The following is a 14,133-nucleotide window of genomic DNA, read 5'->3' as shown; positions in this document are numbered from 1 at the left end:
ACTCTTGGGCTTTTGTACAATGGAGCGTTAGCGTAAGACTTGCTATAGCTGGGTGAGGTGGATTGGAGAAAAGCTGAGACTATCCTCGATTAACCGGGTTCACCTGAATCCTCTGGTTTTGAGGGAAAGGTTGAAATTTTGCGGAGGAAAGCGATCGCACTCTTGAACTTTTCTACAATAGAGAGTTAGTGTGAGGCTTACTCTAGCAGGGTGAGGCGGGCTATGGATACAGCAGAACAATGGTTTAACAAAGGTGTTCAGGAAGATAAGGCAGGGGATTACGAAGCGGCATTGGCTAGCTTTGACCGAGCAATTTCAATTCAAGTAGACTATAATCGTGCCTGGAATGCTAAGGGCAATACATTACTGAAGTTAGGTCGCTGGCGAGAAGCCCTAGCTAGCTATGAAAAAGCTATAGAAATTAATCCTAATGACTACAATCCCTGGAATGGTAAAGGAAATGTCCTCAAAGAATTAGGAGACTATGACAAAGCATTACTGTGCTACGAAAAGGCACTAGAAATAAAGCCAGATGCATATATTATCTGGCAGAACAAGGCTACTCTATTAAAAGACTGCGGAAGTTAAAACGCTATCATGAAGCCTTGCAATTGCAACAAAAAATCTTAGAAGTTCAATCAGAATTCAAGGATGCGGCTATTTACATTGGAAAAAAGGTCAAGTCTACTATTCCCAAGGAAAACAACAACAAAACTGTTTACCCTACTGGCGTGATGCTAAACGATGTTATCAACAAGCCCTAAAATTCCTCACCGCACCGCATTTACGATTACGGCGTTTAGAAGTTTTACAAGACCTCATTCAAGTCTATCGTGGCTTAAATCAAACCCAAGACGTGCAGGTATTACTCGCAGAAGCCACCGACTTACTCGGACGTTTACTGCAAGAAATGTCCTTAGACGCCGATAAAATCCGACTCTCCCGCAAATTTGCCAGCTTGGTGCAATTGCGGGTTGATGAACTCGCCCACTCTCCCGAACCCACTCACCCGATAAAAGCCCTGGAATTAGCTGAAGAGCGCAAAAATCTCTGCCTGCGCTGGCTGCGCTACGGTACTTATAAATCTACCGAAGACAGTCCCAGTTATGAGCAAATGCAACACCTATTAAATCCCCATACCGCGATTATTTACTGGCACATTAGTCCGGCGGCGATTACCACATTTATCCTGGGACACCAACAGCCACTTCATGTTCTCAAACCCAGGAATTCAGCTACTGACAATAACAATCCCCAATCCCCGCCCCCATCCTTTCAACAACTGCTCAAATTTGAAGACTGGATGAAAACCTGGAAACAGGATTATCAAGCTTATCGCCAATTTGACCAACGGCGTAACCAAGCCAATTCCAGAGACGGGGGAAATCCTCAACCCTGTATTCCTTCAGACGAGGAGAAGCGCTGGACAAAAACTATGCCCAAATCCTTAAAACGCCTCAAAGAACTGCTGGATATTCCAGGAATTATGCAGTACCTCAAGCAGCATTGTCCCTCCATCACCCATTTAATTTTAGTTCCCCACCGAGACTTGCACCTATTACCGATTCATGCCTTATTTCTCGATACTTTTACAATTACCTATCTCCCCAGTATCCAAGTCGGACTCGATAATCAACAGCGAAAAGCCACCCAGCGAACTCAATCCCCATCCCTATCCCTCCTGAGTGTCGAAAATCCTCTCGGTGATCTCAAATATGCTTCCCTCGAATCGGTAACAATTTGTCAACTTTACCCTCAACCTTACCGCTTACCAAAATCACGCGCCACGCTATCTGCTATCCAGCAAGCCTTCTCCCAACCTATCAATATTTTGCACTTCTCAGGTCATGGAGAACATAATCTGGAACACCCCCATCAATCCCACTTGAAATTAGCCAATGATGAAGAACTGACATTAAAGGATATCTTTGCAGCAGATTTAAGTCACTGTCATTTAGTTTGTCTCTCCGCTTGCGAAACCGGATTAACCAGTCAATCGGGATTAATTGATGAATTTGTCGGACTTGCCAGTGCTTTTCTGGCGGCGGGTGTGACTCATATTGTCGGGAGTCTTTGGAATGTGAATGATTTATCCACCACGTTTTTGATGCTGAAGTTCCATGAAATCTTACAGGAAAATCCAGATGATGTATCTCGCGCCCTGAATCAAGCGCAATATTGGCTGAAAAATGCGACGAAGCGAGAACTGAAACCGATGATTAAGCGATTACCGTTGAAGAGTACTTCTAGAATTAAGTTGAATAAGTTCTTAAATAAGATTGATGATAAAAGGAAGCCCTTTGCTTCTCCATTTTGCTGGGCAGCATTTTGTCCAATTGGCTAAATCATCTTCTTTAAATTGTATAAATTGTATAAATTGTAGGGTGCGTTAGCGTTCGCGAAGCGTTCCCGAAGGGTAGCGTAACGCACCATGATTCTATTGCCTATTCCCTAGCGTGTAGCGCTATAGTAGCGAGCCAGATAACATGATACAACGCAATTTAGCATCACCGACTCATTCCATTTTCTTGTAGCCAGTTTGATAAGTCTTCTAAACTATTGAAACCTAAAACATCATTTCCTAACTGTTCCACTTGTTCAAAAGACAAGTTTTGAATCTGGTTAATAATTTCTGGAGCAATTAAGCCAAACTGTCGCTCCAGTAAACGGAGCGTCCATCGGATTCCTTCCTCTCGACGCCCTCGTTCTAATCCTTGCTCTAACCCTTGCTCTAATCCTTGCTCTAATCCTTGCTCTAATCCTCGCTCTAATCCTTGCTCTAATCCTCGTTCTAATCCTTTAGCTAATCCATCCTGCTCTGCCTTAATAATAAATCCCCGTTGGTCTTCGAGAAACATTTCTTGTTTACGCAATTTTTCCAATTCCTCTACACTTAAATTCGCTTGATTCGCGATATTCATCGCTTTATCTAGTGCCGGAAGTTGACTAAATGTGGGTGGAATGACTTCCAAGCTGGGAGCTTCTTTAATAAAGTAAATCCATTTATCCGTTAAACTGTCTAATTCATCCAGGGTTTTCGTGAATTTGGGTAATTCCACAAATATTAACTCGATTTCCGGATCAGGATAATCAAACAACTCCTGGGTTTCCTTTAAACCAAAGCGGGTCAGGAACCGTTGCGTTTGGTTAAACATGAGAAAATCGGTAATCGTTAAGGCAATGGCGGGTTTAAGGTAAGAGTATCCTTCTCCATATTTGAGTTGATTCGCATAAGTTTTGGTCAGGTTATAAATGACGCGCTTTTCAAAGGATGCCACGTTGAGTACCTGCATTTCGATTAATACGGTTGAGCCATTATCGAGTAAGGCTTTGACATCTAGATAGCTATCTTTTAGATTAACGACATCTCCGGGATTATAAGGATCAAGTATTTCTAAATCCTGAATCACAGAATTGGCATCATAAATTAAGGCGTTTAAAAAGCTAATCAAGATATCTTTGCTGTCGTTTGATCCAAATATTTTCTTGAAGGCAAAGTCGGTTTTAGGGCTAATAAATCTCAGCGTCATAATTATTCAACCATTTAATCTAAGTAAAAATGATTATATCGTTTCCGTGGTACCCAACTGTAACTAAGCTGTCACGCATTTAAGTTGGGAATGGGTAACGAGCCAGATGCAAAGCCTGCGGCATGGCTTCGCTAAACGCACTACAAGGATTTCGTCATTATTGATACTAAGGTTTAAATGCAAAACAACTTAAATGATCGGACATAAATAAACGGTACTGCATCAAGATGCGAAAAGTTCTTGTTACTTTTACGCCCAGGGAATTTAAGCGTTTATGGCGCTAAAGCGCAACTACGAACTTCAAACTACAAAGTTTTCCCTTAGCTGAACATTCCCTAATTTCAAGTCAACAGTAAACCCTTTTCCTAATGAAATTGTGAAGCCTACCTGACTGTAATAATCCCCCGACTGTGCTGTCGTTTTTCGCCAAATTTGCCCCAATTCATCCAATACGATTAACTCTAAACTTTCCGGTAATGTATCCTCTAACTCTGTCGAATACACCTGCAAAATAATATCAATCTGTTGCTCTGAATTCCGCTTCACTCCCACCAATAACTCCACCGCTTGTCCAGCTAATTCTATGGTTTTATGTTGGGCAAATGCGGCTTGCGGATGGCTGGGTTCTAGTTCTCCTAAACTTAAAGCAATTTGCCAAGAGGTTTCCTCATGGTGACAAGTTTGCAATCCTTTAACTAATGCCTGAATAATTGCTGGATGAGGATTTCCGGTTTCCCCTAATTCCAAAGCAGCTTGAAAACTTACCTGTTTATCGGGATTATCTAGTAATTCCATATAGCGGCGAATCACCCCTGATCTCGACCCGCCCCGCACCCCTTCTAATTCCTGACGCCAACTGGATGTATCATTCATTTCTTGGGCGAAAAATGTTCCAATCAGTGTTGCTTCTGCTTCCCATTTATCCAGTACATTTTGCTGAAACCATTGCCGTAATTGCACACCGATTGAGACAGGGGCGGTGGGTTGATACTTAGAGACGGCATAAACATCCTGTACCGGAACACCCAGCAATTTTTCTAACTCCCCCGATAAAAATAAGGTCATAATCTGGTCAAAGTTGGCATAGGTTCCCTCAAGGATAAGTTCAGTCTGGGATTCGTTAGGATTAGAATTATTGTTAGGAGTCATAAGGTTCTCGTTTAATTAATTCAGCTAAACTTGGAATTTGTCTAAGTTTATTCAATATGGCATCTATATCCTGATTCCCTGATATAACCAGACGAATCTCTAGTGGTTCCTCGCGAATAGATGATATTACCCCTTTGCGGTATTTGGATTGATTCTTCTCTGTCGCTAAATCCAGATAGACTCTAACTTGCGCCCAATCTTTAATTGGCTTATTTGTCAAGCGTTTGACATATTTATATAAGGTTTTAGAAAGAGCGGGTCTAACGGTACTTTTGTAACTAATATTAAATCGTTCAGCGATTTGTTCTGAACTGACGCCTTGTAGCAAAAGACAGAACCAACAAACTTCCTTGGGCGTGAGGGGTTGGGGTTGAATTTTTAGCTGCTGAATATCTGCATCGCTAATCTCTCCATCCCCTATATACTCTTGCACCCCTTTTGCCCATGCCATATCGTTTAATAGCTGTTGCAAATGCCATTGTTCCTCCACAACTGGACATTCACGGCAATGGTGTTGATTGTTAGACGCAGGGCAACGCTTCGTTAAATCGGGCATCTTTTACCATACAACATCTAGGGTCATTTGTGCTAACCAACATGGGTTGGTGAATGTTCGGACAAATACCAACAACGATGGGTTAGAGAAATGGGAATCAATAGAGTCCAATGGACATAGACAAGTTCAGTGTACTCCTTCCCCATGAAACTTAAACGTCTACCCATTGTACTCAGTAGTGTCAGCCTAATAAGTTGCACGGCTGTTTCCCAACCGCCAACCCCACCACCGCCCCAAGCTGGCGTCTGTCGCACTATCCACGGTGGAAGTGAACTCTCTCTCAACCGCCCCCTGCAAACTATCCGGGTTCCGGTGAGTCGGGAGAGTGCAACCGAAGGGTTTACCACGCTAATTCTACCTACCTCGGCGGAGAAAATGAGCATTCAGCTACTGATAGGAGACAACAGGGGATGGTCAATTCTGCCCAAAAATCAAGTCGTTGTTTGGCAAAATGCTAACACGCTGGACTTTTCCCCCAACCTAAGAATTATAAAAGGCGATCGCAAACTTTTGGTGCTGAATCTTCCGGTTAATCATTTCACCCTAACTGTGCAACCTGTTGTCAATCCTAAAACTCAGGTGGCGGGAACAACTCAAGTTTATCCTGTCACTCTCTCCGCCACAGGGATTACTTCCCCGTTTCAATTTTTAGAGAATTCATTCACCCCCGGCAAATCCTTCCCCGCCTCTGTGAACTCAATTCTCAATCGCACTCAACCGGGTGATTTATTAATCCCCAATCGCTTTGCCCGTGAACTGACTCTCTCAGACATTACGGGCGCTGAACTCAACCGTTGTCCTCGTTCTCACTAATGGAGTGAATCATGACTTCAACTCACGACTCTGCTGACAAAACTTCCACGGTTTTACCTGAACAAGAAACAAAACCACCCTTGATTGACAACTCAAACCAACGACTGAAAGCAATCCTAACCTGGATAGGATTTGGTGGGATTTGGAGTTTCTGGAGTATCTCGGCTTTGGGAACGTTTTTCGCTTTACAACTTCTCTTGGATATTGCTGGTGGTGGCGTTATTGGTAAATACAAACTCGATATTTTTGGCTTCAAAGTCCCCACAAAAACTCTCGTTTCGACTATTTTTGCAGGTGCGATTGAAGTGGGCGGTCTGGGGGCGAGTTGGTTTAGCCGGAAGCCAAAATCAGACGAATTAGACTGACGCTTAAAACCCAAATAGTCTTGTCCGGTGTTGGGTTTCGACTTCGCTCAACCCAACCTACAATTCCTTGAATTCAATCACAGTTTCGCTTAACTAAGTCTCATGCAACATTTAAGATTACCGAAAACAACCCCTTCTTTAGTCGTTCACATTGGCATCGTCATTACCCAGTTTTTCCTATTCTCCGCCGCCTTATCTGTTGTTTTATTAGATCAATCTCGAACCACGAATTTTAATACCTGGGCAACGGAGGAAAATCTGGCTGAAGTGAATACCAAATCACCGATTTCTTCTCCCTCAGATCCCCAATCTGCCTGTCTAATTTACAGTTTAGCCTTAACCGCCGCGATTTGCAGTTCTTGGGTGATTCCAGAGGTAGCTTTAGCGATGAGCGATCGCGTGACTTCTTTGCACTCTACTCCCAACCAGGATACCTCTGGGACATCTCCCGATCAACTGATTCCCGAAGACAGTAACACCGAGACTCAAGATGAACCCAACAGCACTAAGGATATCAACATGAAAATGCTCAGATTTATTCAACAATTTAGGCAAGTTTTGGGACAGCAGATGCTGGAAGACAGCATTCATCGCCAGCAAAGGTTTATCCATCAAACAATTGATACACTCAATGCCCAAAATGAGCAGTTAAATCAAGACTTGGAACGGGCAAAGACGTTACCACTAGAGATTGTCGATCAGGTTCTCCAAGGGGAAGCGGTGCAATATATTCCCAATCTGGATGACTATATTGAGCAAGAAATACTCAAGCGCAACAAGCAGGACTGAATTACAAATTTTTGTGCTATTCAATTGGGCGCACATCAGTTAAACTGTTCGGCATTTAAACCTTAATATCAATAATAACGAAATCCTTGCCGTAGTGCGAGCATCTTGCTCGCTACATTGAGCATTTTGCTCGCTACCAATACCCAATTTAAATGCATGACAGCTTATCCGTATCAACTTAAGTCTCTGCTAATAGACGTTCCACCGGAACTTCCTCTATTTTCCCTGCTTTATCTAAGCGTTTTAGTCCCTAAATTCGGTTGGGTTGACGCCAGACAACCCAACCTACACCTGATTCCACTTTTTTAACGATTAATGCAAACGAATCACCCCTGCCCAAAAACCATATTATTAGCATTAATTAATTATTACATATTCTCTAAATTTAGAACCAAAGCGAACTAAACAACGCTGATAAAAACTGTTTAGGGTCGATATTTTAATTCCCAGCTCGTTAGAAATTTCTTTCCAGGAGTAACCAGCCATCACCTTGAGGGCTAAAAACTTAAAATTAGCGACAGGCTGATTCACAATATGGGTACTTTGGAAAATTCCTTCTGGATCTTCCTGCAAAACATCAATAACTTCTTGTAAAATCGAAGGCGTTAATGAATAAGTAAATTGTAGTGACGTTTTTTGTTCCAGTTGTTCCAACGTTAATCGGGTTGCTTGACGCTGGTATGCCCGCTGAAACCCCTTGGGCATCACTTCACGACTGGCTTCGATAAAAAACCGCTTCGCGAATAGAAAGTTGACCCAAGATAAGACCTTATATTGCGGATTATACCTATCAATGTTTTCGCAGATGTAACAGAATAGTTTTTGCTGGGCTTCGGCATAGATATCTTCATAGAAGCCTCTAAATTTACCTTTATGCGGACGGCAAAGTCTACCCGATTGTAAAATTTCTTTGATCAATTTAGCTAGAGCCAGTCGTCGGTTTTGGCTTTTCGCCGGAGATTGCTGGGCGGTGAGAGCCAGTTGTTTTAGACGGGCGTTGAGTTCGTTCATGAGTGGGGTGTCGTTATACTGGAAACAAGGTGGTTTAATAGCTTGCTGACAGTATGGAACGCCCTTTAGATGACTTCAATGGGAAAAAGTCGGATGGTTCGCTGAGGCTCGTATCAGGTTTTATCAGTTCTGGGGTGAGTAAAAATCAGGAAAAGTCAGTTTTTCGTCATTTGTCATTTGTCATTCGTCATTTGTTGAAGAGTGCTTGCACTCCATTGGGGCGGGTTTAGTGACATCCGGGTGAAAACGAAACGTTAACGGTAAAACCCGCCCCTACAACAGACGTTCATCTCCCCCATCTTCCCCATCTTCCCCATCTTCCCCATCTTCCTCATCTTCCCCATCTCCCTCATCTCCCCCATCTCCCCCATCTTCCTCATCTTCCCCATCTCCCCCATCTTCCCCATCTCCCCCATCTTCCCCATCTTCCCCATCTCCCCCATCTTCCTCATCTTCCCCATCTCCCTCATCTCCCCCATCCCCCCATCTTCCCATTCCCCTCATCCTCAAAGCTAAACTGGTAGCATCTCAATCACTAACCTGAGATGCAAACGATCGCGATTACTCTTACCGATGACCATTGGCTGAAGTTGCAGGATATAGCAATTCGCCTGGATATTTCTCCTGAAACCTTGATTATGATGGGTGTTGAGCAGATCCTCACTCATACGCTATCTTCAACATCAGCGTCAGCACAACAACTACAAGAGAGTCTCTCGGAACACCCTCAACTCACGTCAGCAATGGACAAATCTCAGCCAGCAGACGCCGAAATTCTGAATGCTTTAGCTCAAGAAAAACAACGGGGAAACTTAAAATCTCAGGTTCTATCCATCACTGCTCATGAATTCCGTACCCCTCTGACAACGATTCTGTCTACGGCTGAATTGTTGGAACATTACCAATGGACAAAAGCGGAACAAGTAGAACAGTTGCATCTGATTCAGGAAACGGTACAACAAATGCTGCAATTGCTGGAAAATATGCAGTTTGTTGATACAGCAGATGGGGAACAACTCCCCTTTACTCCCGCACCTGTGGAACTTCATGACTTTTGTCAACGGTTAGTCGCTCAAATCCAGCAGGGTTTAACTCTCAAACATTTAACCGATGATGAGAATCAAGCCTATACCCTCGCCTTTGCTCCTCAAGTGACTTGTTTACCTGCAATGATGGATGAAAAACTACTGCGACAAATGCTGTCGAACTTGCTATCCAATGCGATTAAATACTCTCCCGTGGGCGGTACGATTCGATTCAACCTAGCCCGTGAGGGAGAGAAGGCTTGCTTTGAGATTCAGGATCAGGGAATTGGTATCCCCTCGGAGGATATACCTCACCTGTTTGATTTTTTCTATCGGGGAAACAATGTGGGCGCGATCGCGGGGACAGGATTGGGGTTAGCGATTGTTAAGCAATGTGTCGATCTGCACCAGGGACAAATTGATGTAACCAGTGACGTTGGCGTAGGTACAACGTTTACGGTTCGCTTACCCTTGATCAGCGATCACCAGGGAAAAATGCTAGAGTCAGCAGACTGGGATTAGAGAGTAGAATTGAGACTCGCGCCTTTTTCCTGAAAACAGCGACAACTATCCACATCTGGGGTCGTAAACAATTACAATTAACCATAAACTATTTTCTCTAGAAAAAGAAAAAACAGTAACAAATATCAATGAATTTCTATGGGTTTTAACTGTTTAATTTTAAAATACTGTACATAACCGTCAACGAACATCTAAGTCATCCTTTTTCCTGGCTTCGACAAGCCCAAAATTTTACTAGGATTGGGTTCTACCGCCTAATTGCTAACGTGTTCAACAGGAAAGCGATAATACTCGCCTCGTTTTCCGACTTGCTCCCATTGGGCGAGATATCCAGCGAGCTATAGTCATGACGACGATTTTAGTAATTGAAGACGAAAAAGCCATTCACAGGAATCTACTTAAACTACTGAATGCGGAAGGATTCGAGACGCTCAGTGCCGATAATGGTAAAATCGGTGTGAAATTGGCTCAAACTAAACAACCTGATTTGATTATCTGCGATATCCTGATGCCGGGACTGGATGGTTATGGTGTACTCCATATCCTACAACAAGACTCCTCAACGGCGACGATTCCCTTTATCTTCCTCACCGCCAAGACAAAACAGGCGGATATGCGCCAGGGTATGACATTGGGGGCGGATGATTACGTGACGAAGCCCTTTACTCGCGCCCAAATTCTCAGTGCGATCGCGGCGCGATTACAAAAGGTAAAATTACGCCAACAGCAGTCTATCATCAATCCCAATCTGCCCAATCGTCGGTTACTCCAGAAACGCTTTAATCAGCTAGAGAAACCGGGAAATCAGGGTAAACTCCAAATTTTCCTCTTGTCGCTGGAAATTGAACAACTCAACCAACTCAACAATACCCTAGGACTTGCCATTGGTGATCAATTACTCCAAGCCGTTGTCGAACGCTTACACCGTCAGTTAGGACAGCAGGATGCGATCGCCCAAATCGGTAGTGACCATTTTATCATTCTCTTGAGTCGAAGTTATCACAAACCTGAGAGTATTCAAATTGTCGAAACCTTGTTAAAGGCGTTTGATTTGCCGTTTCAGGTAGACTCTCATCAAATCTTCCTATCTGCCTACATTGGTATTGCCATTTTAGGACGTGATGGTCGAGATCTCGACACCCTAATTAGACATGCTAGTGTCGCCAGAGAAGAAGCCAAACAACCGGGAAATCGTCGCTACCAGTTTTATATTGCCTCCATTGGCGCGAAATCGCAAGAAGCCTTTGAGCTAGAAATCCAAATGCGTCAAGCCTTGGAACGGCAGGAGTTTCAGCTTTATTATCAACCGAAAGTAAATCTGCTCACCGGACAAATTGAGGGGGCGGAAGCCTTGGTGCGCTGGAACCATCCCCAACGGGGGATTATTTCGCCCGTTGAGTTTATTCCCTTAGCCGAAAAAACCGGGCTAATTGTGCCATTGGGCGAATGGGTACTCAGACAAGCTTGTCACCAAGCGCGAGTCTGGCAAGATCAGGGAATCTATCCCTTACGGATTGCCGTGAATTTATCGCCCCGTCAGTTTAATCAGTCTAATTTAACCAACTTTGTCGTAGACATCCTCCATGAAACGGGATTGAATCCCCATTATTTAGAATTAGAACTCACCGAAAGTACATTAGTGCAAAATCCCGAATCCGCAATGGCGACATTGCAGAGATTCAAGGCTCTGGGCATTCGTATCTCTATTGATGATTTTGGCACAGGCTATTCCGCCTTAAGCCAGTTGAAGAAATTCCCCTTTGATGTGTTAAAAATTGACCGTTCTTTTGTCTGTCAACTGACCGAAGATAGCCGCGATGAAGCGATTACCACGGCAATTTTACAAATGGCTCGCAGTCTGAAGTTAAAGGTTGTGGCGGAAGGCGTGGAGACGCTAAGTCAATTGAATTTTCTCAAAGGACATCAGTGCGATGAAATCCAGGGATATTGGTTTAGTCCGCCTTTGTCGGCTGATGCCTTTGCTGATTTACTGAGTACGGGAAAAAAGTTTCCCCTATTGTCAAGTTAAATCTATTGACAAAATAAAACCTTAGTGATTTAATTCAATTCCTCTTCATACCACAGGCGTTTAAATATCGCTTCAGCTTCTAGATTTATAATGTCCCCTGAGATGGGCAAGAGGCAACCTGACGAATTTCCTCTAAAACCACCTCCAGATTAGTCATAACATCTTGATTTTGGTAGCGAATCACTCGATAACCATAAGCTTCTAAATGTTTTGTTCTCGTTGTATCATAGTCCTGTCGTTGCTGATGAATTGCCCCATCAACTTCAACAACCAGTTTGCATTCTGGGCAGTAGAAATCGACGATAAAATGTCCAATAGGATGCTGGCGGCGAAATTTTAAGCCATTGAGTTTTCGTCCTCTCAAGGCTTGCCATAGTTTTTGTTCTGCTGGAGTCTGAGTTTGACGAAGTTGCTTGGCGGCTGCTTCGATTTGAGATGTTGTTCCTCGGATTCTCGTCATTGTGTCAGCCCTCATCCCCTAACCCCTTCTCCCAAGCTTGGGAGAAGGGGAACCGGACTAAGTAGGTGGACACAATTAAACTGAACGGTGGAGAGCGTCATTCGTCATTCTTCCTTTGTAAGGGTTTGAGGCTTGTTTACAAAACTTAGTACAGTGCTGTTTTCTTTTGTCCGACTACTTATTGTAATAATTTCCTTTCAGTTTACTACACATTCAGATGTGCAAGATTTGACTGTTTTATTTATCCGACTCCCTCACCCCCCAGCCCCCTCTCCCAGACTTGGGAGAGGGGGCTGGGGGGTGAGGGCGAAACGTCCATTCCTGATTGCCAATGCGGATACTATTACCCGGCGTTAGGGTACAAGGCTGATGGGGAGTAAGCCGTTGTCCGTTGACAAATGTACCATTAGAACTACCCACATCGGTTAACTGGTATTGGATTTGACCCTGAGCGTCTCTGGATTGGTTAATCTGAGCATGATAGCGGGAACTTAACCCATCATCCAGAACCAAAGTATTATTTGGTTCTCGTCCAATCGTGCAGGTGCTGGCGGATAAATTGAATGTCGCACCCGATGCGTTGTGGACTAGATGCGCCTGTACTCCACTAGCGGGTTGGGCAATTATCGTGGGCGCTAATACGGGTTTATCTCTTACAGGTAAATTGGCTGGGGATTCTTCGGCGCTGGGTAAAGAATTGGGTTGAGGGGAAGTGCCAAAAGCGGGAGGGTTCCCATGGGAGGACTGTGGTGCAACAATATTAACGTGTTGTATGGGAGGTGGGGGGATAACCGGACGATTGGCTTCGGCGATTTGCATTTTTAAGGCGGCTTCGTGTTCCGCTTCCTGTCTGGCGCTCATTCCTTCGACTTGACGAATAATTCCCCGTGTCTGCGGAAAGTTGATATCACTGACTCGCACGTCTTCTAGGGCAAAGCCTAGGGAATAGGATATCTCGGCATGGTCAAGTAGGTATTGTCGGATATGGACTCGTCCCTGGTTAACTAATTGTTCCATCCGCAATTGACCTACAGCTACCCCTAAACTATCTTTTACCGCACTCGTGAGGGCTGCAATTGGATCTGAGAGTTCCAAGGCGACTCGTCTCGCATCCACGACTTGGTACATGACGTTGAGGGAGATATTAATCAAATATTGGTCACGGGATAAGAAATCTCCTTGGGAGACGATTTCTAGGTTGCGAATCTTGCTATCAACCAGAACCAGTTCACATTGTTCGAGAAGGGGTAAGGCGAAGCTGAAATGACGCCCCGGTTTCAATTTGCGGACAAATTTCCCATTTTTGACCAACAAACCTGTATAACCTGCGCCGATAAAGTCCATACTCCACCCAACCCAGCGTTCTGGGTTTAGTGTTTGAATCAGGGGGGAAGTGGTGCTAGACATGAGCGGTTCGTGAGATAAGAGGAATGGGCAGGTTATGTATTTTTAGACTAACAAAGCTTGGCTGGATTCCGGCATGGCAATGATGACGGGATGGATAGCCGTTCGGTTTCGGGTTCGTTCCCCCCTGAGTATCGCCTATTACCAGAAAACATTGTAGGGGCGACCCGCCGCACACAATTTACACCGCCCAGCCATTAATTGGATCGGGTCGCCCTCCAGAGGATATCGGTCATTAAAAACCCATACAAAATAGCGAGCGAGACGCTCGCACTACAACCGTTTACCGTTCTCTATTCCCTATTCTCCTTTCCCTATCTTCACCACAATCCCAACCTTTAATTAGGGCTTGCTGCACAAAGCCGAAACCCTTAGCTATCAATACTTTGAGCCATATTGACAGTGGATAAAGTGCAAGGAAATGGGGTAGCATCCTTCATAAGTATGGCATCACCTTGCTCAGGTAAAATGTACCCTTGC

At 44.1% G+C, this 14,133-nt stretch carries 14 protein-coding genes; 7 read left to right on the top strand and 7 right to left on the bottom strand.

Annotated features, from left to right (window positions below; all coding sequences use genetic code 11):
- Positions 1-222 precede the first annotated feature (222 nt).
- Together RIB93_RS28420 and RIB93_RS28415 are read left to right on the top strand one after the other, a co-directional pair.
- Positions 223-588, top strand: a complete 366-nt coding sequence (locus RIB93_RS28420; protein WP_446377990.1) for a tetratricopeptide repeat protein — start codon at positions 223-225, stop codon at positions 586-588.
- A 268-nt stretch (positions 589-856) separates the two neighbouring features.
- Positions 857-2,344, top strand: a complete 1,488-nt coding sequence (locus tag RIB93_RS28415; protein ID WP_446377988.1) for a CHAT domain-containing protein — start codon at positions 857-859, stop codon at positions 2,342-2,344.
- 163 nt (positions 2,345-2,507) lie between these two features.
- Here the strand turns inward: RIB93_RS28415 and RIB93_RS28410 are convergent, their stop codons facing one another.
- The 3 genes from RIB93_RS28410 to RIB93_RS28400 form a co-directional block, all read right to left on the bottom strand.
- Positions 2,508-3,524 carry an Rpn family recombination-promoting nuclease/putative transposase gene (locus RIB93_RS28410; RefSeq protein ID WP_446378198.1) on the bottom strand — a complete coding sequence of 339 codons (1,017 nt, stop codon included), beginning with the start codon at positions 3,522-3,524 and terminating at the stop codon, positions 2,508-2,510.
- Positions 3,525-3,830: 306 nt separating this feature from the next.
- Complete coding sequence (locus RIB93_RS28405) at positions 3,831-4,679, bottom strand: DUF1822 family protein (RefSeq protein WP_446377986.1); 849 nt, start codon at positions 4,677-4,679, stop codon at positions 3,831-3,833.
- Positions 4,669-5,235, bottom strand: a complete 567-nt coding sequence (locus tag RIB93_RS28400; RefSeq protein WP_446377984.1) for a hypothetical protein — start codon at positions 5,233-5,235, stop codon at positions 4,669-4,671. The genes RIB93_RS28405 and RIB93_RS28400 overlap by 11 nt, the downstream gene beginning before the upstream one ends.
- A 144-nt stretch (positions 5,236-5,379) precedes the next feature.
- Between RIB93_RS28400 and RIB93_RS28395 the strand changes: the two genes are divergently transcribed.
- The 3 genes from RIB93_RS28395 to RIB93_RS28385 all read left to right on the top strand — a co-directional run bounded on the left by RIB93_RS28395 (position 5,380) and on the right by RIB93_RS28385 (position 7,202).
- Positions 5,380-6,048, top strand: coding sequence for a hypothetical protein (locus RIB93_RS28395; RefSeq protein ID WP_446377982.1), 669 nt, complete (start codon positions 5,380-5,382; stop codon positions 6,046-6,048).
- An 11-nt stretch (positions 6,049-6,059) separates the two neighbouring features.
- Positions 6,060-6,413 (top strand): hypothetical protein, encoded by a 354-nt coding sequence (locus RIB93_RS28390; protein ID WP_446377980.1) that lies wholly within the window; start codon positions 6,060-6,062, stop codon positions 6,411-6,413.
- Positions 6,414-6,515: 102 nt separating this feature from the next.
- Positions 6,516-7,202, top strand: coding sequence for a hypothetical protein (locus tag RIB93_RS28385; RefSeq protein ID WP_446377979.1), 687 nt, complete (start codon positions 6,516-6,518; stop codon positions 7,200-7,202).
- 357 nt (positions 7,203-7,559) lie between these two features.
- Here the strand turns inward: RIB93_RS28385 and RIB93_RS28380 are convergent, their stop codons facing one another.
- Both RIB93_RS28380 and RIB93_RS28375 read right to left on the bottom strand, forming a co-directional pair.
- On the bottom strand, positions 7,560-8,213 hold the full coding sequence (locus RIB93_RS28380; protein ID WP_446377977.1) for a sigma-70 family RNA polymerase sigma factor: 654 nt from the start codon (positions 8,211-8,213) through the stop codon (positions 7,560-7,562).
- A 273-nt stretch (positions 8,214-8,486) separates the two neighbouring features.
- Complete coding sequence (locus RIB93_RS28375; protein WP_446377975.1) at positions 8,487-8,708, bottom strand: hypothetical protein; 222 nt, start codon at positions 8,706-8,708, stop codon at positions 8,487-8,489.
- 50 nt (positions 8,709-8,758) lie between these two features.
- Here RIB93_RS28375 and RIB93_RS28370 point away from each other — a divergent pair, with 50 nt between their 5' ends.
- Positions 8,759-9,760 (top strand): sensor histidine kinase, encoded by a 1,002-nt coding sequence (locus tag RIB93_RS28370; protein ID WP_446377973.1) that lies wholly within the window; start codon positions 8,759-8,761, stop codon positions 9,758-9,760.
- Between the two features lie 346 nt (positions 9,761-10,106).
- Positions 10,107-11,789: an EAL domain-containing response regulator gene (locus RIB93_RS28365; protein WP_446377971.1), complete on the top strand. Its 1,683-nt coding sequence runs from the start codon at positions 10,107-10,109 to the stop codon at positions 11,787-11,789.
- Between the two features lie 85 nt (positions 11,790-11,874).
- Here the strand turns inward: RIB93_RS28365 and RIB93_RS28360 are convergent, their stop codons facing one another.
- Both RIB93_RS28360 and RIB93_RS28355 read right to left on the bottom strand, forming a co-directional pair.
- Positions 11,875-12,264 carry an endonuclease domain-containing protein gene (locus RIB93_RS28360; RefSeq protein WP_446377969.1) on the bottom strand — a complete coding sequence of 130 codons (390 nt, stop codon included), beginning with the start codon at positions 12,262-12,264 and terminating at the stop codon, positions 11,875-11,877.
- Positions 12,265-12,486: 222 nt separating this feature from the next.
- Positions 12,487-13,656: an FHA domain-containing protein gene (locus RIB93_RS28355; protein WP_446377967.1), complete on the bottom strand. Its 1,170-nt coding sequence runs from the start codon at positions 13,654-13,656 to the stop codon at positions 12,487-12,489.
- Between the last annotated feature and the right edge of the window lie 477 nt (positions 13,657-14,133).

The organism is Coleofasciculus sp. D1-CHI-01 (assembly GCF_040218875.1).
Taxonomy (GTDB): Bacteria; Cyanobacteriota; Cyanobacteriia; order Cyanobacteriales; family Coleofasciculaceae; genus Coleofasciculus.
Note: the sequence above shows the minus strand (reverse complement) of the source record. Positions and strands in the feature narration are given on the sequence as shown.